Source organism: Chlorogloea sp. CCALA 695 (genome assembly GCF_003003885.1).
Classification (GTDB): domain Bacteria; phylum Cyanobacteriota; class Cyanobacteriia; order Cyanobacteriales; family Chroococcidiopsidaceae; genus Aliterella.
Genome location: NZ_PVWN01000002.1, coordinates 142,481 through 166,742, shown reverse-complemented (window position 1 = coordinate 166,742; position 24,262 = coordinate 142,481). Strand labels below are relative to the sequence as shown.

Genomic DNA, 24,262 nt, shown 5'->3' with positions numbered 1-24,262 from the left:
TACGCCCTTAAAAGTTAAACTCGCCGAATAATCGTCAAACCATCACGAATTGGTAACAATACTTGCTCCGTGCGCGGATCTTCTGCCACTATCTGGTTAAACTCGGCGATCGCTTTGCCATTGGCGGATTGCTCTGATAAGTAAGGCTGCCCTTGCAACAAGGTATTATCTACACAGATAAAGCCTTGGGGCGCTAAGAGATTGGAGTCTAACAGTTTTTTGTAATACTCTACGTATTCCTCTTTATCGGCATCAATAAACGCCAAATCGAAACACTCTCCCTTAGCGGCTAACTTATCTAAAGTTTCTAAAGCCCCACCTACTTCTACTTCTATTTTTGCCCCGTGAGGAGAAGATTCAAACAACTTTTGAGCAAATTTAGCAACGTAAGCATCCACCTCGCAAGCTACCAAACGTCCATTTTCTGGCAAAGCTTCCGCCATTGCTAACGCCGAGTAGCCTGTAAACATCCCAATGTCTAAAATACTTTGAGCGCGACTCATATAAACAAACATTTTTAATGCTTGTCCTTCTAAGTGTCCCGAAAGCATTTCTTGTTCTAACTCTCGCCCAGTAGCACCATCATTAAACTTTTCGCTCCATTTTTCCGCTTGGGTACTTAAAGCGATTTCTCTTAATGCTGGCGATTGGGTGGTAGTACAATTTTCTATGTAAGGATCTATCCCCGCCGCTAGCAACAGCGCTGTTTCTAACTGTTTGATGACAGGAGTTGCTACAAGCGCCTCTCTTGCCATCATTAGCGCCGTTTCTAGTTTTTCTACCAGTATTCCCAAAGGAGTAACCGGGCGAGGAACTAATTTAGACATTATTAGTTCCTACCAATTGTTGAACGCTACCAACATAACCATCAATTCCTGCCCCTGCACGAGGATAGGTTGCACAAAGGCGCTTATGTTCGCTTAAAGCCGCCTCTAATTCTTCAATGGTTAAATCGTTCACAAAGCAGCATTCGCCGATTGGTTTAGGCATGGCGGCGCGTTGCAAGCCGTCTCTAGTTTGGGTGATAGACTCGGTGGCATACCACAGTAAATCGATATCTAGGAGAGGATGATCTAAAGCTAAACCGATTTTGCTCATTAAACCCAAAATGCGATCGCGTTCTGCAACGGTAATGTAACCTCGTAATTGGGCGATCGTTGCAGTCAATGCCATGTCAATATTTACTGCATGACCGTGTAATAAAGGCACAGAAGGCGATAATTCTAATGTTGGACTCCAGGTGTGTCCGTAAGCAATTACCCGGTCTAAATCCAATTCATGCAAGTTGGGGGTTTCTAATTCCAGCATGGTTTGGATTGCTTTATAGGTTACTTCTTGAGCAACAAGTTTAATTTTTTCGCTTGCGTCAATGTAGCCAAAATGAGTATTAAGTAATTCTTCCCCATACTCCGCTAATAGCTCGAATACTTCAGAGTTTGAAACTACAGCAATTTTGACTAATTCTGCCATTCCATTGCGTACTTCTGAAGTTGGCAAGGTTTGTAAAAATGAAAAGTCTAAAATTACTTTTTTTGGTGCGTGGTAAGCGCCTAAACGGTTTTTAAGTTTGCCGTGATTGACTGCAACTTTAATTGCTACTCCCGCATCTACTAAGCCAATTAACGTTGTCGGGATGCGAATATAGTTTGTACGGCGACGATAAGAGGCGCAAGCAAAACCTGCTACATCGGTTGTCAAGCCACCACCTACTACCAAAACAGGCTCTTTGCGGACTAAACCAAAGTCAGCAAACCCATCGATAATTGCTTCAAAGGTTTCTAACGTCTTTGTGGGTTCGGTAATTGCAAGTTCAAATACAGTTAAATCAATGTTGTAGTGCTTAAAGTATGCTTCAAGTTGACTACCATACAACCGATTGACATTGCGATCTACTACTGCTAAACATCGCCCAAAATTGTTATAGCTTTGCGCTAATTCTGGGTTGTTGATGTCAAAAGCTCCGTTGACGAAAACCAGACTAAAATCAATTTTTTCGTATCCTTCTACATGAAAGGCAGTTTCAGTCGCTTCAAATTTTGCTTGAACAATACTCATGGTTTTTAGTTTCCTTACAGTTAACAGCGATTAATACAACAAGTGTTGCACATTTGAAAACGTTGCTATTGAGTCCAAAGCATCGCTTGATAGCGCGAACTAATGAAAACTAGGAGCCTTCTAAATTTTTCATTTAAAAATGACGGTATAATCCCAAAAATCACCGTTTCTAGCAGTTGCGAAAGGATAAATTGATCTCGTACCTAATTTAACATCGCCCCAAGATTTTTACACTACCAAAAGGTAGAAATAATATTAAAAAGTTAGGATTTAGGGTTAGGAAAGTGCTAAGGAAATCATGGGGTTAGATTTAAGGTATTTATGCTTGTTTTTGCTCTAAAATCGCGTTAAAGACGATTTAACTAATGTTGCTTTCTGGCTTAACTGAGATTGAAACAGTTTCTAAGGCTCAACCTCTCTTAGACTTAGAGTTGTCAGCAGTTTTTTTTCGCCGATAGTCAAAGTTAGGCGATAAAAACTGCTGTTTGAACTAATTGCTTTGCTCAACTAATTTCTATGAATGAAGACAAAAAATCAATAGAAGCGCCTTTGTGGTTGAGGGTTTGGCGCTCCCAGCAAGAGAATTTTCAGCTAATTTTTATTGCTTTGTGTTTGGCGCTGCTGATTCGTGCTTTTGTTGCCGAACCGCGCTATATTCCCTCAGATTCTATGCTACCAACTTTACATACAGGCGATCGCTTAGTGGTCGAGAAACTCTCTTATCATTTCCACGCGCCAACAAAGGGAGACATTGTCGTTTTCCATACTCCCCTGCAACTACAAACTGCCTACGATAAAGAACAAGCCTTTATCAAGCGTGTAATTGCGACTCCTCAAGAAACCGTAAGCGTTACCAATGGCAAAGTATATTTAAACAACCATCCTTTGCAAGAAAGCTATATTGCCGAACCTCCAGCTTACCGCTTATTACCCCAACAAGTTCCTGCACATAATTTGTTTGTAATGGGCGATAACCGCAATGATAGTAACGATTCTCACGTTTGGGGATTTTTACCAGAACAAAATATTATTGGACGGGCGAGGTTTCGTTTTTGGCCGCTTAACCGCATCGGCTTTGTCTAAAACTGCAAATAATACATCAACTGGCTAATTACAGCCCCACTTAGCGATAGCCGCCGTTGAAAATCTACTAAGTTGCGGTACGTACCTTGCAAGTGACGATTTTGGACTATAAATTGAGCTAAAGCTAAATCAATGGCGGGAATTTCTGCTAATTGCTCAATTGTGGCAATATTTGGGCTAATTGCTTTTACAGCAGAAATTTCATCGTAGTAGCAAAACTTGAGTACAGGTACTAAAGGTTGCAAGTGTTGAACAGAAATACTTAAAGCTGCGGCAATATCTTCAATGCAGCAAAATTGTACTCCAGCTTGACATAGTTGCACCAAGTTTCGCGCTTGATGGATGGATAACCCAGGTAGTCGCAACCAATCGTCTACCTTGGCTGTATTGACATCGATCATAATACCCAAATCGGCAGCGATCGCAATTTCTGCATTTGTTTGCATTCGATAAAAAGGATCGTTTAATAGCTTAGTGCGAATTGAAGGTAGCCATTGCATGAATTAATTGATTGTAAATGCTTAAGCAATTTTATCTAACATTTGGCGGCGTTTCTGCTCAAACTCGTATTCCGAGATTAGCCCATCTTCGCGCAAAGAGTCTAGTTGACGCATGGCTTCAGAAATTGCTTTAACGTTATTTGGCGCTATTAATATCTGAGGCGAACTTTGGTTAAAGTTTTCGTCAAATTCTGCTTCATTTTGTAGTAAATACCATACACCCTCAATGGCACTAGCGGCGCGTGGGATGGGTGTCCAAGACAATAGCAAATATACCACCCCCCACAAAGGCTGACCCAAATAAAACTTATGCCATCCAGCAATGGGGCTAAGGATTCCTGTTAAAGCTAAAACTGCGGCAATTTTTCGACTTTTTGAGCGCTCAATCATTTTCCGGCAACTCTACATAGCAAGATAATTTATATACATATAATTGCTATATAGTCAAGGAGAGAAATCTCGCTCTTTAGGATATTCAAGCTAAACCTTAAGCCTAGACTAGAATGATACTAAACGCCAAAGTACACATATTTTGGGCGATCGCACCTTTGTTATCCAACGCTATGGGATTTTTTGACTCTGAGATAGTCCAACAAGAAGCCAAACAACTGTTTGAAGAATACCAAGCCTTAGTAAAGCTTGGTAATAGTTACGGCAAATTCGACCGCGACGGCAAAAAGCTATTTATTGAGCAGATGGAGGCGATGATGGAGCGCTATAAAATCTTTATGAAGCGCTTTGAGCTATCAGAAGATTTCATGGCGCAGATGACGGTAGAACAGCTCAAAACCCAACTAAATCAATTTGGGGTGACTCCGCAGCAAATGTTCGACCAAATGAACTTTACTTTGGAGCGGATGAAAGCTGAGTTAGAAAAGGGAGTGTAGAGACGTTGCAACGCAACGTCTTTGCTATCTCTTAGGGCGATCAAAATCCGATGCCGGACGAAAGTTTTGAGCAGGTATACCTTTCAAAGCTTTACTCATAAAGTCGCGCCAAATCGGAGCGACAAAAGTACCACCAGTAGAACCTTGACCCAAAGGTCGATAGTTATCATTTCCTACCCATACAGCCGTAGCCAGTTGCGGTACATAGCCCACAAACCAAATATCCCGCTCGGAAGATGTTGTTCCCGTTTTCCCGGCGGCGGGGCGACCAATTTGGGCAGCTTTTCCTGTACCGTTATTAATTACCCCTTGCATGACACTTGTTAGTGAAGCTGCTGCCCAAGGCTCAAGGACTAATTGCGGTTTGGGGGTATTGTCTAATAAAACATTTCCACTGCTATCGGTGACACGGGCAATCACCGTAGGATCCGATTGCCAACCATAACTTGCAAACGTGGCATAGGCATTAGCCATTTCTAAAGGAGTTACGCCAATTGCTCCCAATGGCAGAGAGGTTACAGGCTCCATTGGGCTATTGATACCCAAAATACGGCAAGTTTCGATCACTTTATTCATCCCCACAGCCCGTCCGATTTTAATTGCTGGAATATTGCGCGATACTTCCAAAGCTTTCCGAATCGACATAGATCCGCTAAAAGAGCTATCGTAGTTTTTGGGATAATAGTAACCACTAGCTTCTCGATACCGGACGGGTGTATCGGAAACAATCGAATTGGGCGTATATTTGCCCGATGCAAAAGCTGCATAGTAAACAAAGGGTTTAAACGCCGAGCCAGGCTGACGAATAGCTTGAATTGCGCGGTTAAATTCGCTCTTTTTAGGATTTACACCCCCTACCAAGGCTTTAATAAAGTGCGTGCGCGGATCGATCGCCACTAGAGCCATTTGATCAGCGCGAACACCTTGACGACGCAACCTGCGATGGGAATTAACTACTGTTTCTTCTGCCATAGTTTGCATTTTGGCATCAATCGTAGTTTGTACCCGCATTCCACCTTTTAAAACTGCATCGCGCCCAAAGCGTTGAATTAACTCGCCCGAAGCGGCATTTGTCACATAGGGACTTGCACTACCTTGGAAAGATTTAATCTTACCTAGCTTAATTTTTTGGGTGCGGGCTTTGGTTTCCTCTTGGGGTGTAATCCAGCCTAAATCGCGCATTCGTCGTAATACTATATGCTGTTGCTCGGTTGCCTTTTTAATATCTACAAACGGGCTGTATTCTTGAGGTGCTTTGATTAAACCTGCAAGCATTGCCGATTCAGCTAAGGTTAAAGTTCCTGCCGATTTGTTGAAATAGCTACGAGCAGCAGTTTGTACGCCATAGTTGTTATGTCCCCAATAAATTTGATTGAGGTACATTTCCAAAATTTGGTCTTTGGTCAAAATTTGTTCAATCCGAATTGCCAATACGCCCTCGGCTAGTTTGCGGCTAAAGGTACGCTGGCGTGAGAGAAAAACATTTTTCATCAACTGCATAGTCAAGGTTGAGCTACCTTCTCTCACTGAACCTTTTTGATAGTTGACTACTAACGCCCGTCCGACACTGATCGGGTTGATGCCTCTGTGGTAATAAAAATTGCTGTCTTCAATCGCAATTACTGCCCTTTTTAATTCTGGGGAAATTTTATCTAGAGGTGTAACCTCGCGGTTAGCTTCCCCGTGAATACTAGAGAAAAGCTTGCCTTTAATGTCGTAAATGTAGCTAGTCTCCGCAGGAACATAGGTGCGTAAAGCTCGCACATCGGGCAAGTCACGGAAGCTAATTGCTAAACCAACTAATCCTCCTGCCGCGATCGCACTACTTAACATTGTAATTGTGAGGAGGGTTCCCCCCGTTACTTTGGTTATGTCCCTAACAAACTTAAAACTAGGGCTACTTTTATCTTTTTTGTGAATAATACTCGTTGACACAGTTACTTAACTTCCTCACTTAGATAATTAGGATTAGTAGTGGTAGTAGCAGATTTTTTTAATAATTGGTTAAAGAAATTTTCTCCCGATTTCCAGAGACAAGAGAGTTAATTTTTGCAATTATAGTAGGTTGACGAGCCGAACAATAAAAGTAAATTGCTAGTGAATGTAACTAATTTAGCTAAAAAAGCAGCCAATAGTAATTTGGGGTTAAGAGAAAAGTTTACATTAGAGTTGAAAAAACAACTTGTTGAGCGGATGCAAAACCTAGAAATAACTAACATTGAAACCGTTTCCCAACTTGGCACAGGTAATAATTGGCTGCATCGGGGGACAAGTGAAATTTTCCCCAATCGCCCAGATAGCAATAATCCCCAAGAAAGTCTAGCAAGACTGATTGAAACTACAAAGCGACCTTTGCGGATAAAACTGGGCATCGATCCAACAGGAGCAGATATACATCTCGGTCATAGTATCCCTGTGCGAAAACTACGGGCGTTTCAAGATGCGGGACATATAGCAGTTTTGATTATTGGTGATTTTACTGCTAGAATTGGCGATCCGACAGGCAAATCAGAAGTACGCCGTCAGCTAACCGAGGAAATGGTAGCGCAAAATGCCCAAAATTATCTAGACCAAGTTCGACCGATTTTAGATTTTGATACCCCTGGAAGGTTGGAAATTCGTTACAACTCGCAGTGGTTGGCAAAACTAGATTTATCAGAAATTTTAAACTTGCTGTCAACGATGACTGTAGGGCAAATGTTGGCAAAAGAAGGATTCAGCGATCGCTTTACCCAAGAAAATCCGATTTATCTGCACGAATTTCTTTACCCATTAATGCAAGGTTATGATTCAGTTGCTATTGACGCAGATGTAGAATTAGGCGGTACAGACCAAAAATTTAACATCGCAGTGGGGCGAGACTTGCAAAAACATTTCGGCAAAACACCCCAGTTTGGGTTATTAATGCCAATTTTGTTAGGGACAGATGGCGTACAGAAAATGTCTAAGTCGCTGCACAATTATGTAGGCTTATCCGAAGATCCGTTAACCATGTACTCAAAGCTCGAAAAAACCCCTGATAGCTTACTAGAGCAATATTTTGAGTTGTTGACAGATTTAACTGTAGAACAATTGCCAGCACAGGCGCGCGATCGCCAAAAACTCCTAGCTTTAAACATTGTTACTCAATATCACGGCAAAGAATCCGCGCTGCAAGCTCAAAGCGCAGCTTTATCAATAGTCAGTGGTAGTACAACGCAATCGGCTGCTGTACCAGAGTTTTCCCTTTCCTCAATCCAGTTTCCGACCAAGCTCGTAAATATTTTAAGTGGTAGCAGTTTATGTAAAAGTAATGGAGACGCGCGGCGGCAAATTCAGGGGGGCGCTATTCGCTTGGATGGAGAAAAAATCGAGCAAGCCGATTTAGGTTTTGATGAACCTAATCCTTTATATGACAAGGTTTTACAGTTTGGCAAAACCAAATTTATCCGCCTAGTACCGTAAATAGTATGTCATCTCAAATTATTGTCCCTCTAGACGTAGCTACCGAAGCTGATGCGATTACTTTAATTGACAAGTTGCCAGAAGTTACTTTTTGGAAAGTGGGTTTAGAGTTATTTGTCAGCACTGGCGCTAATGTAGTAAAAATCCTCAAAGAGCGGCAAAAAAAGGTATTTTTAGACCTCAAGCTGCACGATATTCCTAATACCGTTGCTGGAGCAAGTCGGGCGGCGGCGCGGTACGGTGTAGATTTACTTACAATCCATAGTACCTGTGGTAGAGAAGCGCTGACTTTGGCTCATGAGGCAATTCAACAAGGAGCAATAGAGGCGGGGGTTACACCAACTAAATTGATTGCAATTACTGTACTGACAAGCCTCTCATCGCGGCAGCTTGCCTTCGAGCTAAAAATCCCTTTAGAATTACCAGAATATGCGCTGCATATGGCTTTAATGGCTCAAGAATCGGGGCTAGAAGGGGCAGTTTGTTCGCCGCTTGAAGTAAAGCAACTAAAAGATAGTTGTGGTAAAGATTTTTTGCTAGTTTGTCCGGGTGTACGTCCAACTTGGGCAGAATTGGGAGATCAAAAGCGGAGTATGACACCTTCAAAAGCGATCACACTAGGGGCAGATTATTTAGTCATTGGTCGTCCAATTACGGCGGCGGTGGAGCCTAGAGTAGCTTGGCAGCGCATTTGTGACGAAATAGCAGCAGCATGAGATTCCTAGGGATTGTAGCTTGTCTGTTATGGCTTACGGGTTGTGGTGCGATCGCTCAAGTTCCTGTATCTGAATGCCAAAAACAAGATATAGAAACTCTCACAACTGGTTTAGTCAAAGACTTACCCAACTATACTAATCGCGTCAATCAAAAGTCTCGCCGTTTAAAACGAAGCGTAGATATTTATAGTTACGTACTGATAGCTGGAAAAGCAGAATTTGCCCCCTTATCTCTTGGCCCTGGGGAGTATTTGCCAACGTTACCAGTTGCCGAGCAGCCGCAGCAAGTGTTTATCACTACTTTAGAGCGACAGTATACGAGCAAAAAATTAGTTCAATTGCAACAGTATCATTGGCTATTTTTGACCCAAACAACGGGCGGTTGGCGGTTGGCGTTTATGTTTTCGCGGACGGGGACTTATCCCAACTCTCAACCACCCACGCCGCCAAGAGAAAGCAGTAATGGCTCCGTTGCTCAAGCTGTAAAAACTTGGCTGCGAGATTGCCAAGCGGGAACACTACGATAATTAATTAGGCGAAAATTTTGGGGTGTGGCTTTCTCTTCCGAAACTCTGTGGAGGGAAACCCTCAAGAGCAGATTTTGCGCTGCCTTCCAACAAAGGCGATGCTTGCTAAACTTAAATCAGCAATCTGTACCTAAAATAGTTATGTCTGTTGCCAAAGATTCAGAACTTATCGAAAGTACCGCCGAAGATGTTATCTTTCCTCCAGGAGAAATCTATAGCGACGAGCCACCTTTGGAAACCGAATTGCATTTGCGGCAAATTATCCTACTATTACAGTGCCTTGAATTGTGTTGGCAAGACCGAAACGATTTTTATGCTGTAGGTAATTTAACTATTTACTATAGCCAACGCCAGCGCAAAAGCGAGGATTTTCGGGGCCCAGATTTTTTTGTTGTTTTGGGGACAGAGCGCAAACCTCGCAAAAGTTGGGTAGTTTGGCATGAAAACGGCTTGTATCCCAATATAATTATCGAGTTATTGTCTGAGTCAACAGCTAAAGTAGATCGAGGCTTAAAAAAGCAGATTTATCAAGATACTTTCCACACTCCCGAATACTTTTGGTTCGATCCAGACAGTTTAGAATTTGTCGGATTTTGTCTAATTGACGGCACGTATCAGCCTATAGAACCAAATGCTCAAGGCTGGATGTGGAGTCAGCAGTTAGAACTATATTTAGGTATTCACGAGCAAAAATTACGCTTTTTTACAGCCGTTGGGTTGTTAGTTGCGACACCTATGGAACTTGCTCAACAACAAACTCAACTTGCTCAACAGCAAACTCAAAAAGTAGTAACTTTAGCCGCCAAATTACGCGAATTAGGTATCGATCCAGATACAGTTTAAGAAAAAAGGGCGATCGCATTACTACTTAATGCGATCGCCCTTTTTTAACTATTCTTCAGGATAAACCCACTTTGGCGGTTCATTCATTCTTTTTTTTAGCCTTTCTTCCGCAATTTCTAGCATCCGATCTAAAGAAGTTTCCTGGATAAATTTCGCTGACTCTTGCTTATACTCTAAGTTGGGGCATTTGTCGCCCAAAACACAGCCATTAATGCAGGCAGTGGCACAGTCAATCGTAGTTTCTGGCATATAAAAGTACGAAAATTGTTGTATTGGTAACTGTTTCTGATTATAAAACTTCGACTAGCGCGATAGAGCCACAAGCTCGCAGCGCTTCGCATTTCTACTATGTTATAGCTAGTATAAGTAGCGATACGCCTAGAGATTGTGAATGTTAGCAACCAATGAAACTATAGCTGCGATCGCAACGGCGATTGTTCCGACTCAAGGTAGTGTAGGAATTGTGCGCTTATCAGGGACTACGGCGCTAAAAATTGCTCAACAGATTTTTCACTCCCCAGGTTCGCAAGTATGGGAGTCTCACCGCATTCTTTATGGCTACATTCGCCATCCTCAGACGCAAAAACTAATTGATGAAGCTTTGCTATTAATTATGCTTTCTCCCCGCTCCTACACCCGCGAGGATGTAATAGAACTTCATTGTCACGGGGGAATTATGGCGGTACAGCAAGTCTTGCAACTATGTTTAGAAGCTGGTGCAAGGTTGGCGCAACCGGGAGAATTTACTTTAAGAGCATTTTTAAACGGGCGCTTAGACTTATCTCAAGCAGAAAGTATTAACGATTTAGTAGGGGCAAAATCTCCCCAAGCAGCACAGGCGGCTTTAATGGGGTTACAAGGGTTCTTGCGATCGCCTATTGTTCAATTACGAGCTACTTGCTTGGATATACTAGCAGAAATTGAAGCCCGGATTGATTTTGAAGAAGATTTAATACCGCTTGATATCGAGGATATTACAGCCAAAATCAGGCAATTATTAGCGGAAGTAAGTGAAATACTAGCAACGGCTGACCGAGGCGAACTATTACGCAGTGGATTGAAGGTAGCTATAGTTGGTAGACCAAACGTTGGTAAATCTAGCTTACTAAATGCGTGGAGTAAATGCGATCGCGCGATCGTCACAGATTTACCCGGTACAACCCGTGATGTAGTAGAATCTCAGCTAGTTGTCGGCGGTATTCCGGTACAAGTGTTAGATACGGCGGGAATCCGAGAAACAAACGATAAAGTAGAAAAAATCGGTGTAGAAAGAAGTCTTACCAGCGCTCAAGGTGCAGATTTAGTATTGCTGACAATTGATGCTGACGCAGGTTGGACAGAAGCGGACGCAGACATCTATATTTCTGTACAACATCGTCCGGTAATTGTAGTCATTAATAAGATTGACTTAGTAGAAACCAAACCCCAACTACCCGATCATATTACACGTATCGTTGTGACGGCGGCGGCACAAAATAGAGGTATTGAGGCGTTAGAGCAAGCAATTTTGACCACCGCACAAACGGGAATTGTCAAGTCTGCTGACATGAATTTAGCCATTAATCAAAGACAAGCGGCGGCGTTGACAAAAGCCAAAATCTCGTTAGAACAAGTAATTGAAGCAGTAAATGCTACCTTACCGTTAGATTTTTGGACAATTGACTTGAGGGGAGCAATTCAAGCCTTGGGGGAAATTACTGGCGAAGAAGTTACAGAATCAGTGCTTGACCGAATTTTCAGCCGTTTTTGCATTGGGAAATAATTTTTAAGATGTAAATTTACTTTTTTTGCTGCAATACAAGACTAAGAGCGTAAATAGGATAATCCCGACTAAATATTTAATTGCGTCGTTAACATTGGGATTGGGTGAGAAAAAGCCCTCAATAGTCCCAGCAATTACCAACATTGGTACTATAGCAAATATTAACTGTACTGCCTTAGAACCATAAAATCGCAAAGCATCTAGGCGGCGATACTTACCAGGAAACAAAATTGCTCTGGCGATTAATAACCCCGCACCGCCAGCAAAAAATATAGCTGGTAATTCCAGCGCACCGTGAGGGAAAACAAAAGCCCAAAATGGATAAGCTAAATTATTTTGCCCGACTAAAGTAGCGATCGCCCCAATACTTAACCCGTTATAGCCCATGATATAAGCTGTATATAATCCGGCGGTCATACCTCCAGTTATTGCTGCAAAAGATACAGAGATGTTGTTGACTGTAATACCGCTAGAAGCTAATGGCTCAATCCCAACAATTGAACCCATCCATAGCTCATGCTTGTCTCTAACTTTTGTAATTAATTCTTGCGGCACTATTAAGGGCAAAAATGCCGGATCTTGCCAAGCATACCACCAGGCGATCGCTGCCCCGAATAAAAATATCCCCGTCGCCAGGGCAATATATCCTGATGTCTGCTGGATTAACAGTGGTAAACCTGTGCGATAAAACTCTTTTACCGCTTGCCATTCTTGTCGCCTTGAACCTTGATAAATTTGGTTATAGCCGCGAGTTGTTAATGATTGTAAATTTTGAGTAATTAAATTACCTGCTTGTTGGGTACGAGCGCGGGCAAAATCTGCGGCTACCGAGCGATACAAGCTTGCTAGGGTTGCTATTTCCTCAGCTTTTAACGATTTAATCCCTTTTTTCTCTACCTGCCCTAGTAACGCATCTAGACGCTTCCAGTCTGTTTCTCGTCTGGCAATCCAACGTTGAATGTTCATTAACTTTGTGGGCAATAAGACTTTGCTAACTTAAGATAGCGCTATTCCCCTAGATAGATATGTAAAATCCCTGGAGAATTATTATGGCTCAAAGTTCAGCGCAGCCTCTAAGTGTTGGTAATATTGTTACTACCGCTTTTCAACTCTATAAAAATCGTTTTAAGCCTTACTTTTTGTTGGCGCTTAAAGCCTACTTTTGGTTGCTAGTTCCGGTTTATGGTTGGGCGAAGTTTTTTGCAATTTCGGCGCTGATTTCTCGTTTGGCTTACGGGGAATTAGTTAATCAACCAGAAACTATCAAGGATGGGACATACTTTGTCAATTCTAAAATGTGGCAGTTTTTAGTTGCAGCCATACTCCTCGGATTAATTGCTTTAGGTGCGTACATTGCTTTGGTGATCGCTATTGGTATTGCGGTAGTGTTTGGCGGATTAGTTGGCTCTCAACTAGGTAATAGTGCGCTTATAGCGATCGCTTTTATTGTGGCTGGAGTCGCTTTTATTGCTTTTATTGTAGGATTTTTGTTGATTTTAGTCCGCTTTTATATATATGAGTTACCTTTAGCCATTGAAGATAATACTGATTCAACTTCAACTATTAGTCGTAGTTGGGAGTTAACTAAGGGCTTTGTGGGGCGGATTCTGTTAATTTCTTTTGTCGCGGTTTTAATTACCCTTCCTTTATTAGTTTTAGGACAAATTGTTAGCGCAACACTTCAATCTTCCTTGGCAGTCTTAATCGAACAACAATCTATCTTAAGCCTACCCCTAGTTGTTATTTATTTGGGCTTAAATTTTGTGTTGGGTGCTATACAGTTACCTTTTACCCAAGCAGTCAAAGCCGTGGTTTACTACGATTTGCGGACTCGTAAAGAAGGATTGGGATTGAATCTACGCGATCGCAATATTTAATCAGATAATTATTATGGCTCAAAGTTCATCGCAGCCTTTAAGTGTTGGTAACATAGTTACGACTGGCTTTCAACTCTATAAAAATCGTTTTCAGCCTTACTTTGTATTAGCGCTTAAAGCCTACTTTTGGTTGTTAGTTCCGGTTTATGGTTGGGCAAAATTCCTCGCAATTTCGGCGTTAATTTCTCGCTTAGTTTACGGTGAATTAACAAATCAACCAGAAACAATTAATGGTGGGACAAGGTACGTCAATTCTAAAATGTGGCAGTTTTTACTTGCAGGATTACTTTTAGGTCTTATTAGTTTAAGTGTATGGATTATTTTGCTGATCGCATTGATTATTGTATTTGTTGTTATATTTGTGAGCGTAGCTTTAGTATTTAGGGAATTGGTTTCAACCTTACAACAAAATACTACCACGAGTACAGTTATTGGTGCGATTATTCTTACAATTAGCATCATTGGATTAATGTTGCTTCTGCTACGCTTTTTTGTATTGGAATTACCCTTAGCAATTGAAGATAATATCAATGCGACTTTAACTATCCGCCGTAGCTGGAAGTTAACTAAAGGTTTTGAAAGTCACATTCTATTAATTTATATTGTAACTTTTCTAATTACTTTACCTTTATTAGCTTTATTAGAGAGTGCTTGCTATTTAATATATAAATCCTCTTTTGGTAACTTTTTAACTGCCTATCCTTTGGTTGCTTTAGTTATTTTAGAGGAAATTATCCGTAAAATGTTTCAAGTTTTGCTTAACGAGTCAAATGGGCAGAAACAAATTTTTAATTTGCTGCTTTGGATTTTAAGTCTTTGCTTGAGTATTGTAGTTGGCGCTATACAATTACCTTTTTGGCAAGCAGTTAAAGCAGTGGTTTACTATGACTTGCGGACTCGCAAAGAAGGCTTAGGATTAAAATTACGCGATCGCAATATTTAACTTATTATGCACATTTTTAATCGTGTCACTCACCAAACACCCGAAAGTATAGAACTAGAATTTACTCTAGCAGGCATTGGTAGCCGGGCTTGGGCATTGGTAATTGATTATAATATTTTGGGGGCGATTTTAGTCGGCTTTTTAGCGATTATCTGGGCAATTTCTAGCGTATTAATAGAGGGTTGGGGGAGAACTTTCGGTACTCGAAATATAGAATTATGGTTAGGTGCGATCGCCTTTATAACTGCCTTTGCAATTTATACCAGCTATTTTGTCTTTTTTGAGACTTTGTGGCAAGGACAAACGCCGGGAAAAAGGTTAGCTAAAATTCGTGTTATTCAAGATGATGGCAGATTAATCGGGCTGCAACAAGCAACTTTGCGAGCTTTAATTAGAAGTGTTGATGACACCTTTTTTATTGGTGCATTGCTAATTATGCTTACAAAAAAAGAAAAGCGATTAGGAGATTTGTTAGGGGGAACTATTGTGATTCAAACTGAAGCATCAACCACCTCTGCAAGTTTTCCCGTATCTAGCAAGGCGCAGGAAATAGCTGCTCAACTACAACAAAGTTCAGCTAATTTTAGTCAGTTATTACCCGATGAATTTGCAACTATCCGCGACTATCTCCAACGACGGGAGAAAATGACCCCAAAAGCAAAAAATGAGGTAAGTTTGCAACTTGCCAAGCAGACTAAAGCAATTATCGGCTTAGATAAGCTTCCTACACCCGTTGAACCTGATGTATTTTTAGAGGCTGTCTATTGGGCATATCAACAACAATAAACCTCCTGCACGAATAAACCGAGAGATTTCATGCAAGGACTTTAAAGGAATCTAATAGATATTTTCCCCCCTTTTTTAAGGGGAGTCAAAAAGCGGTGTAGCTGAGCCTGACCGCTTTGTTGACGTGTTCTTGGGGGCTGTCTTTAAAACATCCTCCAATCTCAAAGTTATTTCCTACTCTTACCCACCCATACCAGGAATTAAACTACCACTAAGACGCTTGAGCGCACGTCCCGCCACCTCGCTGTAACCCATTTCGCCACAAAGGATTTTACCCATGCGCTGAGTAGCAGAGGGGCGCTTAACTCCGACTCTGTAGCCAATTCCGGGAACTCGGTAAAATACCGCCGCCAAACGCTGCGCCCAGATCATTTCCGATCCCCATTCTTCGGTAATAACTTGGGTGTACTTCTCCAAAGCATTCAAATCGCCACCAATGGCGCGATCAATTGATTCTGCGGCTTTTAAACCGCTAAAAATTGAGGGGCGAATCCCCTCGGCGGTCATTGGATCGACAATACAAGCGGCTTCCCCGGCTAAAACGGCATTTTGAGTATGCAATCGTTGATTGCCATCCCACAAACAGAGGGGATGCCCGTATTGTTTGGTAGTTTTCATATCAATGCCAAACAAGGTGCTGTATTCGCCTAAAATCTTCTTAAAGTCTTGCCCTTCACCCCCTCGAAAAGTCCCAATCCCAATCGAATAACCGTCAGCTTTAGGGAAGTTCCAAATATAGCCATTTTTGACCATCCCAAACTCGAAATGAGCAATATTACTGTTTTCGACCTTGGCGATCGCCTCTGCCTCTAAAGCTGCTCCCAAACGGCGCTGACGCTCTTTAAAACCTAGTAGCTTCGCCATTGGCCCTTTAGCACCATCGGCTGCAATCAAAAACCGTCCGTTAAAGGAACCATTGCTAGTATTAACTTGCCAAGAGTCGTTTTTAAACTCAATGCTTTTAACTTCGGTACTATCTTTTAATTCTGCGCCTTGTTTCTGGGCTTGCTGAATCAAAAAATGATCGAAAACATCACGCCTGACCATCCACATCGGTTCTGGTGTATTTAATTCTGCTTGTACCGGATCGTCCATTTTCCAGGTGTAACGAATGGTATTGACTTTAACAGAAATTGCTGGAGAAAAGTCAAAATCAAACCACTTGGCGATCGCAGGCGATACGCCACCGCCACAAGGCTTATAACGTGGCAGCGATTCTTTTTCTAACACTAAAACGGAATGCCCTTTTTTAGCTAAATGATAAGCAGCCGTGCCACCTGCGGGGCCTGCCCCGACAATAATGCAATCGTACATAATCCTAAATTTAGCTCCGTTTTATACTTAAACTGGTAGATATCCTGAGAAGACTTTAACTAATTTTGCGCTTTTATTTACAGACCTGTTGGGAGCAAATAAGCATTTTACAAAAACAATACAATTGCCTAAAGAGCAATAAATACGTCTAAGTTACTCTTAGATCCTGAATTTGCCAAGGGCTGAGAGAATATTAATTATCCTGTTTTGAGTTAGATAGTTGTGATTCCTCCTAGTTCCCCCTTCCAAACCCAAACCCGCAAAGCCGATCATTTACGAATCTGTCTAGAGGAGGATGTGCAATTTTATGCTAATACCAACGGATTAGAACGTTATCGTTTTACTCATTGTTGTTTGCCAGAATTAGATCGCAGCGAAATCGATTTAACTACTACCTTTTTGGGCAAACAGCTATCAGCACCTTTACTAATCTCTTCAATGACGGGCGGTACAGAACAAGCCCGAATCATTAACCAGCGTCTAGCCACTGTTGCCCAACACTATAAAATAGCTATGGGTGTGGGTTCTCAAAGAGTAGCTGTAGAAAAGCCGATTGTTGCTTCTACCTTTGCTGTGCGATCGCTCGCTCCTGATATTCTCCTATTTGCTAATTTGGGCGCGGTGCAACTCAACTATAACTACGGTTTAGATCAATGTCTGCAAATGGTCGATTTGCTCGAAGCTGATGCCTTAATTTTGCACCTTAACCCCCTACAAGAGTGTATTCAAACTAAAGGAGATACAAATTTTCGCGGACTGCTTGACAAAATTAGCATTTTGTGCGGCAAGTTACCTGTGCCAGTAATTGCTAAAGAAGTAGGGAACGGGATTTCGGCAGCAATGACGAAAAAACTAATAGAAGCGGGAGTAAAAGCAATTGATGTAGCTGGAGCGGGGGGGACATCTTGGGCAAGAGTAGAAAGCGAAAGAGCCGAAACACCCTTGCAAAGGCGCTTAGGCATGACTTTTGCTGATTGGGGTTTGCCTACGGCGGAGTGTATTACAAGCATCCGCGCCGCCGCGCCAGGAATACCTTTAATTGCTTCTGGTGGCTTGCGTCATGGCTTAGATATCGCAAAGGCTTTAGCGTTAGGCGCAGATATTGGGGGGATGGCATTACCCTTTTTGCAGGCGGCGGCTCAATCGGAGGCGGCTCTAGATGAGTTAGTTAAGGTGTTGATTGCCGAAATGACAACGGTGCTATTTTGTACAGGAAATGCCACGATAGAGCAACTAAAATCATCGTCAGCTTTGCAAGCGCTAACAGGAGAAGTCGCCTAACCCACGAATTGGCTACTCTTTAAGTTAGATTGGTGGTTTATCTTACTGGCAGCAAAACGTAAACATAGTTAGCTGTTAGCTAACCGTTAGGAATATCAAAATGCGTAATTTTATTAAACAAACCTTTACAAGCGCGATTGGTAGCTTGCTAGGGCTATTTATTTTTTTTGGACTGGGAACTGTGGGATTGATAGGACTGCTAATCGCCGCAGGTCAAGATAAAAGTACCCAAGTAAAAAATAAATCGGTATTGGTATTAGATTTAGCGCTAAATATTACTGATTCTAAGCCCAACTCTAGCAGCAGCGCCGCTTTGCAAGAAGCACTATCAGGAGAAGATAGAAATAGAGTTACGCTGCGTACTGTTTTAGATACCTTGGAAAAAGCTAGGCGCGATCCACGCATTGTTGGTATTTATTTAGATGGTAGTAGAAGTAGTGGGGAAAGTTCTACAGGCTTTGCCACGCTTAAGGAAGTAAGATCCGCTTTAGAAAAATTCCGCGCCGCCGGAAAAACTATTGTTACATATAACGTGGAATGGAGCGAACGAGATTATTATTTAAGCTCCGTAGCCAATAAGATTATTATCAATCCATTGGGAGCGATGGAACTTAACGGTTTGAGTTCTCAACCGATATTTTTAGCCGGAGCTTTAGAAAAGTACGGTATCGGGATTCAAATTATCCGAGTTGGCAAATTTAAAGCCGCCGTTGAGCCATTTATCTTAACTAAGTTAAGTCCAGAAAACCGCCAGCAAACCGAGAGATTATTGGGCGATGTATGGGGAGAATGGCAAAGCGCCGTTAGCAAGAGCCGCAAGGTAAGCATTGATAAATTGCAACAAATCGCCGACAATCAAGGCATACTTGAAGCTAGTGTTGCCAAAAGTAATGGTTTAGTTGATAAAGTCGCGTATTTTGACGAAGTTTTGGGCGATCTTAAGCAGTTAACGGGTAGTAAAGCCGAAGAACGAACCTTTGAGCAAGTTAGTTTAGTAGATTACTCTGAAGTTTCTGGGAAATCTTTGGGTGTAGAGCGCAACTCAAAAAATCATATTGCGGTTGTTTACGCTGAAGGTACGATTGTAGATGGACAAGGGGGAGTAGGAGAAGTAGGAGGCGATCGCTTTGCGCGGATATTTCGCAGGTTGCAGCAAGATAAAACTGTAAAGGCGATCGTTTTGCGAGTCAATAGTCCGGGGGGTAGTGCAACGGCTTCAGAGGTCATGCAGCGCGAAATTAAGCTTGTAGGTAAAACAAAACCTGTAATTGTCTCTATGGGTGATGTGGCGGCTTCGGGTGGTTACTGGATTGCTACCGATGCTAACCGCATTTTTGCCGAGCCAAATACAATTACTGGCTCTATTGGCGTGTTTGGAGTATTGCCAAACTTTCAGAAACTTGCAAATAATAATGGCATTACTTGGGATGTAGTCAAAACGGCAACTCTTGCTGACAGTCAAACTGTTTCTCGTCCTAAGTCTCCTCAAGAATTGGCAGTTTATCAAAGTTCTGTTAACCGACTTTATAATTTGTTTTTGAGTAAAGTTGCCCAAGGGCGCAATCTTCCAGCCCAAAAAGTAGCAGAAATTGCCCAAGGTCGAGTATGGTCGGGAGTAGCAGCAAAAGAAATTGGCTTAGTTGATGAAATTGGCGGTATTGATGCAGCGATTAGTTACGCGGCTAAACAGGCAAAGTTAGGCAATGATTGGCAAGTAACAGAGTATCCCGCAGTCCGCAGCTTTGAACAACGTCTATTTGGTCAATTAGGCAACGAAGCGCGGGTAAGATTGGGCGGTGAGGCTACGAGTAAGTCAAAAGATTTGCTAACGGTGGAGTTTTTGAAATTACAAAAAGAGTTAGAGGTATTGCAAACAATGAACGATCCAATGGGCGTTTATGCTCGTTTGCCGTTTACCTTGCATATTGAATAAAAATGTAGATTCTTAAGCACGCGCTGCGAAAGTAGTCAGTAAAATCACGGTTGTATTTTGAAACTATACCTATAGAATTAGGGGAAGTTTAAGTATATAAACGCGATCGCCCACATCTACACTATGCACATAAAAAATAAGCGTTTGGCACTGTTAGTAATTTCTTGTAGTGCCGTTGGTGTAATTTTAGGCGGTAGTGCTAGTTTGGCAGACAGCAATCAATGTTGGGAATCTAAAGAGGTGACAAATGCTTGTCTCCTTCAAGAGCCATTAGTTAAAACTATGCAAGGCATGAGTACGGGTTTAATTGCTGGATTTACTGCCGCCGTAGTAGCGGCATTACAAATCAAACACGATGAGTAAAGTTGAATTTTTAACCTTTAACGCTAATTATCCCCGCGATCGCTGCTGCTACAGCCGAGGTAAAAGCCGAACCAAATAACCACCACGCGGCGGTTTCTTCTACCTTTTGAATAGCGTGCGCTTGAACAATAGCTTGTTGTTTGCGGGTTTGCTCGATCAGTTGTTCTAATTCTTGACTAAGTTGGATTGATTTGTCTTCAGTGTGGTCAGGTTGAAGCACGGCAAGTATAGTCTCTGGTGCAGATTTTGGCGGTTGTTGTCCCCAAAGCTGTAGCCAATAGGTTTCTAACTGCTCCATAGCTTGATTGACATCGTTTTTAGAAAAGTCTGTGCGGCTGCTAACTAAGTCGACAAAAGTTTGTCGCCCAATGTTTTGAATTTGGTGTTCGCGCGCGATTGACTGCATTTCTGGTTCAACAATCAATTTTTCAAATTCCCCTTGGAGTTGATGGCGATCTTCTTCTGGTATTCTTAACTGTTTTAGGTAACTTGAAATCGCTTCCCGGCTGCGATCATAATCTATTGCCGTACTAAGTTCGCGGCGTACCGTAGTTGCGGCGGCTTCGGCTGTAGAGACAACGCGATCGCTTACTTGTTTTGCTCCTAGGGCGATCGCTGCTGTACCAATAATTCCTTGCAATCCAGAAGTTGCCGAATTGACTACTGTACCAATTACAGATCCCACAGTAGTTACACTAATCCAAATAAGTAAAGTAAAGTATGTTGCCCAAATTGTTAGCCCAAAAATTGCCCCTAAAACGGAATCATTTACTAAGCTGAGTTTTACAGCCAAAAAACAAGCCCCAAATAAAGTAATGCTAAGAGTTCCCAGGGTTCGTAAGCCTACTATTGTGCCAATTTTGTCAATGGTATCGTCTAAAGTTTCTGACTTATCCAATCCCTCGTCGGAGTCTGAGTAAGAAATACCCAAAGCAATAAAAAAGTTAGCTAGTAGTAGCTGAAAGGCAAAAGCTAAAACTAACCCCGCAATTAAGACTAAAAAGCCTTGAGAGCCTGAAAACACGGTATTCGTAACGCTTCCAAAAGGTAAATAAGTAATCGCGCTTCTAAATTCTCGAATTATTCCCACCGACTGCAACATAAATTTTTGTTAACTTCGCTTCTTATTTGATAATACTTTTGCCTCCCTTGATAACTCTCTCTAACGAGCGAAAAATAGTTTTTAACTGCGAATACTAAACTTTTAGCCGATTAAAAACGGTAATTGCGATCGCGTACCCAAAGACTAACTGGTACGCCATAACCGCCCTTATTTACCTTAATTTCTACTACTAGCGACTGCTTTTGTCCTCTTTGCGCCTGCATAATAGCTTGGTTAATTTCTTGTTGCTGAGATTCGGGGAAGTAATAAGTCTCCAATCCGTAGCGAATCATATTAGCTGCTCCTTTGCCCTTTAGAGCTATCTGATTGGCTGGTAAAGATGTTGGGCTACTGCTACTCACTTTTACAGGTTTCCACGCTAGAGGCGGCTGTTTTGCCCCGTCTGGTGGCGATTCTAAGACTACATACAACTCTGTCTCTGAGTCTAAGTAATCTACATTTTTATTTTTTTGCTGCTTACTTATTTCTTGCCAACCAGGAAGCTTTTTTAAGGTTTCTAGGCGAGAAATGTCATAACTTAAAGTTTGCGAATAACCCCGCAATGGATCGTAGGGATCTACAGGAATTGTCTGTAATATCACAGTTTTGCCTGTAATGTGCGTATAAACAGATTGGGCGGGGGGAACTAATACTAGCCCGATTTGCAGTAGCAAAGGTACAGCAAACCGCCATAGAGGTAATGGCGATCGCGTTTCTTCATTTTGTGTCATAAAAACCTCTTAAGTTTTAATTAGTAGGATTGCCAAAAGTTCTGACATATTTCTCAAACCAAAGCCCAATTGCAATTACTCCAACTCCACACAAGACAAAAACTAAAGACTTGATAAGTAGCCCAGTATCAGCTAAGAAAAACCAATTTAAAATTCTACAAATTAGTAACAACAATCCGAACCAAAAAGCGCGTCTTTGCCCGTGCGTTAAGCCTTCTCGCATCAATCCAATTGAGAGCATAAATAACATTGCGTTAAATGCAAAGGTTGCTAATTCAGGAATTGGCGCAACGAAAGTATGCCAGAGCGGGATTAAAGCAGTAATACCTATTAATAAACCGACAACTATTGTTGTCAAATCTTGAGAACGTAACGGGCGATGTCTAGTCATTTTTTGTCCTAAACGTACCCATTGCCAAACTCCAATTATGATTAAAGCTAAAAGGCTTATTAGCGGAAATAAATTTACTTTTGTTAAATCCGTTTGTAAAGATTCGGGCGGTAAAATAGCCCATAAGCTATAGAAAGAAAAGGAGTAAAATACACCTGCTAAGTAAATAAGCGCAAGGTTTTGAGAAATTGCCTTAAAAGACTTTGATATCGCTCGATTTTCTCTAAAGTCGTCGTAACTCCATAACAGTATTGGCGGTAATGCAAAAAAAAGCGCGATCGCCCAACCTAATATTTGTAGCGTAGATAAATTGAATAATCTACCTATTCCGTAGCTGTAGAAATATACATTACCCATCAAAGCTGAGACAATTGCGATCGCACTAAATGCAAATACCCACCGCGATTTACACAAGTAAGCTAAAGGTACAAACATTATGCAAGCAATTATGGGCATATGTTCCCCTAATACAGATGACCAGGTAAGTTTTTGATACAGCCAAGGACTATCAAATGAACTATTGATAGCAAATCCCCATTGACCAATCCAAATTAGCAGAATAGCGAGTAAACTTAATGTAGTTAAACGCAAGCTATAAGCCATTACTAATACACCAATCCCCCAAGCAAACATTAGTTCATAAAATGGATTATCGACGTGGTAAATCTGCCCCATTAATGCTATATTTGCGCCTAATATCAAGGCTCCTAAAAGTAGCAATCCATTACCAAGGCGCTGGTTAGATTCCCTTGATTTTCTCCAAATATAAAATCCTGTAGTATTTACACCTACAAGTAAACTTATGAGTAACAAAACTTTGAAATTTTTTGATAACTCTTGCCAATTAGATGCTACAAAAGTAATTATTCCTAAACCAACTAAAATACATCCAAGTCCGATTAAAACCATGACAAATAGGTTTCGAGAAGATGTATCAAGCGCATTAAATTGATAGCGTTGTGCTAGTTGTTCGTGTTGGGAATCATTAATTATTCCTTCGGTGCGCCATACTTCTGCTTCTTGGCGTAATTGGCTGCGAAACTTGTCTGTAGTCATAAATGCCTCCTTTTTTATCAACAAAATGTTAATAAATTAAAAGTTTTATTAATTTGAAAGCTATATTGGTTTTATTGTCAAACTATAAAGAGAAATCAACTTCCTTGGCTGTGACACTTTAGATGATGGTATATTTCTTTTATCTAAACTATCTAAGTAAAATATTATTGAATTGGTAAGACTTTTAGCTCTTTATATCCTGTCTGCACGTCAATAGTTCTAATAAAGGTAAAATCTTCACTTAAACCAATAACAATTTCTGCTGTTGTGTAAATAATGCAGCCAGTTTCTAAATGTCCGCCAATAGTTTTACCTTGGCAATCGGCTATTGTTATATGTAAATGAATGCCAGTTTTAGCTAATGTGCCATTGAGAGAAAGGATTTCAAATTTGTCTTGCAAAACTGTAGAAACACTTTGATTAGCAAAACGGATAGTTGCCTGTTTTAAGCTACCTATTGCTGTTAAAATAAATCCTGCTTTTACGTCTTTTTCTTGAGTAAATAATTCTAAAGCTTGGCGTAAATCTTGTTCGGGTTTGAGTCTTAAAGCAAAAGTTTTCATAACAGCAACATTGGTATATATACGAGTAGAAATTAAACTTGTTATAAATATATCCGTATTTATACTATCACTCGTACCTAAGTAGGCTTCTTAAAATGAGTGAAA

25 protein-coding genes are annotated in these 24,262 nt (G+C 41.3%); 13 read left to right on the top strand and 12 right to left on the bottom strand.

Features of this window, described 5'->3' with window-relative positions:
• Positions 1 to 14: 14 nt before the first annotated feature.
• On the bottom strand, positions 15 to 827 hold the full coding sequence (locus C7B70_RS02205) for an O-methyltransferase (protein WP_106367431.1): 813 nt from the start codon (positions 825 to 827) through the stop codon (positions 15 to 17).
• A complete protein-coding gene (locus tag C7B70_RS02200; protein ID WP_106367430.1) occupies positions 820 to 2,055 on the bottom strand; it encodes a sedoheptulose 7-phosphate cyclase in 1,236 nt (411 codons plus the stop codon). Before C7B70_RS02200 ends, C7B70_RS02205 begins: the two co-directional genes overlap by 8 nt.
• A gap of 516 nt (positions 2,056 to 2,571) precedes the next feature.
• Between C7B70_RS02200 and lepB the strand changes: the two genes are divergently transcribed.
• Positions 2,572 to 3,138, top strand: a complete 567-nt coding sequence (lepB, locus tag C7B70_RS02195; protein ID WP_106367429.1) for a signal peptidase I — start codon at positions 2,572 to 2,574, stop codon at positions 3,136 to 3,138.
• On the opposite strand, the gene C7B70_RS02190 is transcribed toward lepB, so the two are convergent.
• Both C7B70_RS02190 and C7B70_RS02185 read right to left on the bottom strand, forming a co-directional pair.
• On the bottom strand, positions 3,135 to 3,638 hold the full coding sequence (locus C7B70_RS02190; RefSeq protein ID WP_106367428.1) for a ComEA family DNA-binding protein: 504 nt from the start codon (positions 3,636 to 3,638) through the stop codon (positions 3,135 to 3,137). The genes lepB and C7B70_RS02190 overlap by 4 nt on opposite strands.
• 21 nt (positions 3,639 to 3,659) lie before the next feature.
• Positions 3,660 to 4,028 (bottom strand): NINE protein, encoded by a 369-nt coding sequence (locus C7B70_RS02185; RefSeq protein WP_106367427.1) that lies wholly within the window; start codon positions 4,026 to 4,028, stop codon positions 3,660 to 3,662.
• A gap of 173 nt (positions 4,029 to 4,201) precedes the next feature.
• On the opposite strand from C7B70_RS02185, the gene C7B70_RS02180 reads away from it, so the two are divergent.
• Positions 4,202 to 4,525: a DUF1825 family protein gene (locus tag C7B70_RS02180; protein WP_106367496.1), complete on the top strand. Its 324-nt coding sequence runs from the start codon at positions 4,202 to 4,204 to the stop codon at positions 4,523 to 4,525.
• Positions 4,526 to 4,549: 24 nt separating this feature from the next.
• Here C7B70_RS02180 and C7B70_RS02175 read toward each other — a convergent pair whose 3' ends face one another.
• Positions 4,550 to 6,460, bottom strand: coding sequence for a transglycosylase domain-containing protein (locus C7B70_RS02175; RefSeq protein WP_106367426.1), 1,911 nt, complete (start codon positions 6,458 to 6,460; stop codon positions 4,550 to 4,552).
• A gap of 258 nt (positions 6,461 to 6,718) precedes the next feature.
• On the opposite strand from C7B70_RS02175, the gene tyrS reads away from it, so the two are divergent.
• The 4 genes from tyrS to C7B70_RS02155 all read left to right on the top strand — a co-directional run bounded on the left by tyrS (position 6,719) and on the right by C7B70_RS02155 (position 10,055).
• Positions 6,719 to 7,969, top strand: a complete 1,251-nt coding sequence (tyrS, locus tag C7B70_RS02170; RefSeq protein WP_106367495.1) for a tyrosine--tRNA ligase — start codon at positions 6,719 to 6,721, stop codon at positions 7,967 to 7,969.
• 5 nt (positions 7,970 to 7,974) lie between these two features.
• Positions 7,975 to 8,685, top strand: a complete 711-nt coding sequence (gene pyrF, locus C7B70_RS02165; RefSeq protein ID WP_106367425.1) for an orotidine-5'-phosphate decarboxylase — start codon at positions 7,975 to 7,977, stop codon at positions 8,683 to 8,685.
• A complete protein-coding gene (locus C7B70_RS02160) occupies positions 8,682 to 9,212 on the top strand; it encodes a hypothetical protein (RefSeq protein ID WP_106367424.1) in 531 nt (176 codons plus the stop codon). Before pyrF ends, C7B70_RS02160 begins: the two co-directional genes overlap by 4 nt.
• Before the next feature lie 141 nt (positions 9,213 to 9,353).
• Entirely contained in the window at positions 9,354 to 10,055 is a 702-nt protein-coding gene (locus C7B70_RS02155; RefSeq protein ID WP_106367494.1) for a Uma2 family endonuclease, read from the top strand.
• A gap of 48 nt (positions 10,056 to 10,103) precedes the next feature.
• On the opposite strand, the gene C7B70_RS02150 is transcribed toward C7B70_RS02155, so the two are convergent.
• Positions 10,104 to 10,304, bottom strand: a complete 201-nt coding sequence (locus tag C7B70_RS02150; protein WP_106367423.1) for a hypothetical protein — start codon at positions 10,302 to 10,304, stop codon at positions 10,104 to 10,106.
• A gap of 142 nt (positions 10,305 to 10,446) precedes the next feature.
• On the opposite strand from C7B70_RS02150, the gene mnmE reads away from it, so the two are divergent.
• Positions 10,447 to 11,817, top strand: a complete 1,371-nt coding sequence (gene mnmE, locus C7B70_RS02145) for a tRNA uridine-5-carboxymethylaminomethyl(34) synthesis GTPase MnmE (protein ID WP_106367422.1) — start codon at positions 10,447 to 10,449, stop codon at positions 11,815 to 11,817.
• 3 nt (positions 11,818 to 11,820) lie between these two features.
• Here mnmE and C7B70_RS02140 read toward each other — a convergent pair whose 3' ends face one another.
• Complete coding sequence (locus C7B70_RS02140; RefSeq protein WP_106367421.1) at positions 11,821 to 12,783, bottom strand: stage II sporulation protein M; 963 nt, start codon at positions 12,781 to 12,783, stop codon at positions 11,821 to 11,823.
• Between the two features lie 83 nt (positions 12,784 to 12,866).
• Here C7B70_RS02140 and C7B70_RS02135 point away from each other — a divergent pair, with 83 nt between their 5' ends.
• From C7B70_RS02135 to C7B70_RS02125, 3 genes are read left to right on the top strand one after another with little or no spacing between them, the layout of a single operon-like run.
• On the top strand, positions 12,867 to 13,694 hold the full coding sequence (locus C7B70_RS02135; RefSeq protein WP_106367420.1) for a DUF975 domain-containing protein: 828 nt from the start codon (positions 12,867 to 12,869) through the stop codon (positions 13,692 to 13,694).
• Between the two features lie 13 nt (positions 13,695 to 13,707).
• Positions 13,708 to 14,637, top strand: coding sequence for a DUF975 domain-containing protein (locus C7B70_RS02130; RefSeq protein WP_106367419.1), 930 nt, complete (start codon positions 13,708 to 13,710; stop codon positions 14,635 to 14,637).
• A gap of 6 nt (positions 14,638 to 14,643) precedes the next feature.
• Complete coding sequence (locus C7B70_RS02125) at positions 14,644 to 15,423, top strand: RDD family protein (protein ID WP_106367418.1); 780 nt, start codon at positions 14,644 to 14,646, stop codon at positions 15,421 to 15,423.
• A gap of 180 nt (positions 15,424 to 15,603) precedes the next feature.
• Here C7B70_RS02125 and C7B70_RS02120 read toward each other — a convergent pair whose 3' ends face one another.
• Positions 15,604 to 16,737, bottom strand: coding sequence for a geranylgeranyl reductase family protein (locus C7B70_RS02120; protein WP_106367417.1), 1,134 nt, complete (start codon positions 16,735 to 16,737; stop codon positions 15,604 to 15,606).
• A gap of 222 nt (positions 16,738 to 16,959) precedes the next feature.
• On the opposite strand from C7B70_RS02120, the gene fni reads away from it, so the two are divergent.
• The 3 genes from fni to C7B70_RS02105 all read left to right on the top strand — a co-directional run bounded on the left by fni (position 16,960) and on the right by C7B70_RS02105 (position 20,314).
• Positions 16,960 to 18,018, top strand: a complete 1,059-nt coding sequence (gene fni / locus C7B70_RS02115; RefSeq protein ID WP_106367416.1) for a type 2 isopentenyl-diphosphate Delta-isomerase — start codon at positions 16,960 to 16,962, stop codon at positions 18,016 to 18,018.
• A 100-nt stretch (positions 18,019 to 18,118) separates the two neighbouring features.
• Entirely contained in the window at positions 18,119 to 19,951 is a 1,833-nt protein-coding gene (gene sppA / locus C7B70_RS02110) for a signal peptide peptidase SppA (RefSeq protein ID WP_106367415.1), read from the top strand.
• 123 nt (positions 19,952 to 20,074) lie between these two features.
• Positions 20,075 to 20,314, top strand: a complete 240-nt coding sequence (locus tag C7B70_RS02105) for a hypothetical protein (RefSeq protein WP_106367414.1) — start codon at positions 20,075 to 20,077, stop codon at positions 20,312 to 20,314.
• A 10-nt stretch (positions 20,315 to 20,324) separates the two neighbouring features.
• Here C7B70_RS02105 and C7B70_RS02100 read toward each other — a convergent pair whose 3' ends face one another.
• The 4 genes from C7B70_RS02100 to C7B70_RS02085 all read right to left on the bottom strand — a co-directional run bounded on the left by C7B70_RS02100 (position 20,325) and on the right by C7B70_RS02085 (position 24,157).
• Positions 20,325 to 21,416: a hypothetical protein gene (locus C7B70_RS02100; protein WP_106367413.1), complete on the bottom strand. Its 1,092-nt coding sequence runs from the start codon at positions 21,414 to 21,416 to the stop codon at positions 20,325 to 20,327.
• Between the two features lie 110 nt (positions 21,417 to 21,526).
• Complete coding sequence (locus tag C7B70_RS02095) at positions 21,527 to 22,147, bottom strand: GDYXXLXY domain-containing protein (protein ID WP_106367412.1); 621 nt, start codon at positions 22,145 to 22,147, stop codon at positions 21,527 to 21,529.
• Positions 22,148 to 22,163: 16 nt separating this feature from the next.
• On the bottom strand, positions 22,164 to 23,594 hold the full coding sequence (locus C7B70_RS02090) for a DUF2157 domain-containing protein (protein WP_106367411.1): 1,431 nt from the start codon (positions 23,592 to 23,594) through the stop codon (positions 22,164 to 22,166).
• Positions 23,595 to 23,758: 164 nt separating this feature from the next.
• Positions 23,759 to 24,157: a PPC domain-containing DNA-binding protein gene (locus C7B70_RS02085; protein ID WP_106367410.1), complete on the bottom strand. Its 399-nt coding sequence runs from the start codon at positions 24,155 to 24,157 to the stop codon at positions 23,759 to 23,761.
• Positions 24,158 to 24,262 lie beyond the last annotated feature (105 nt).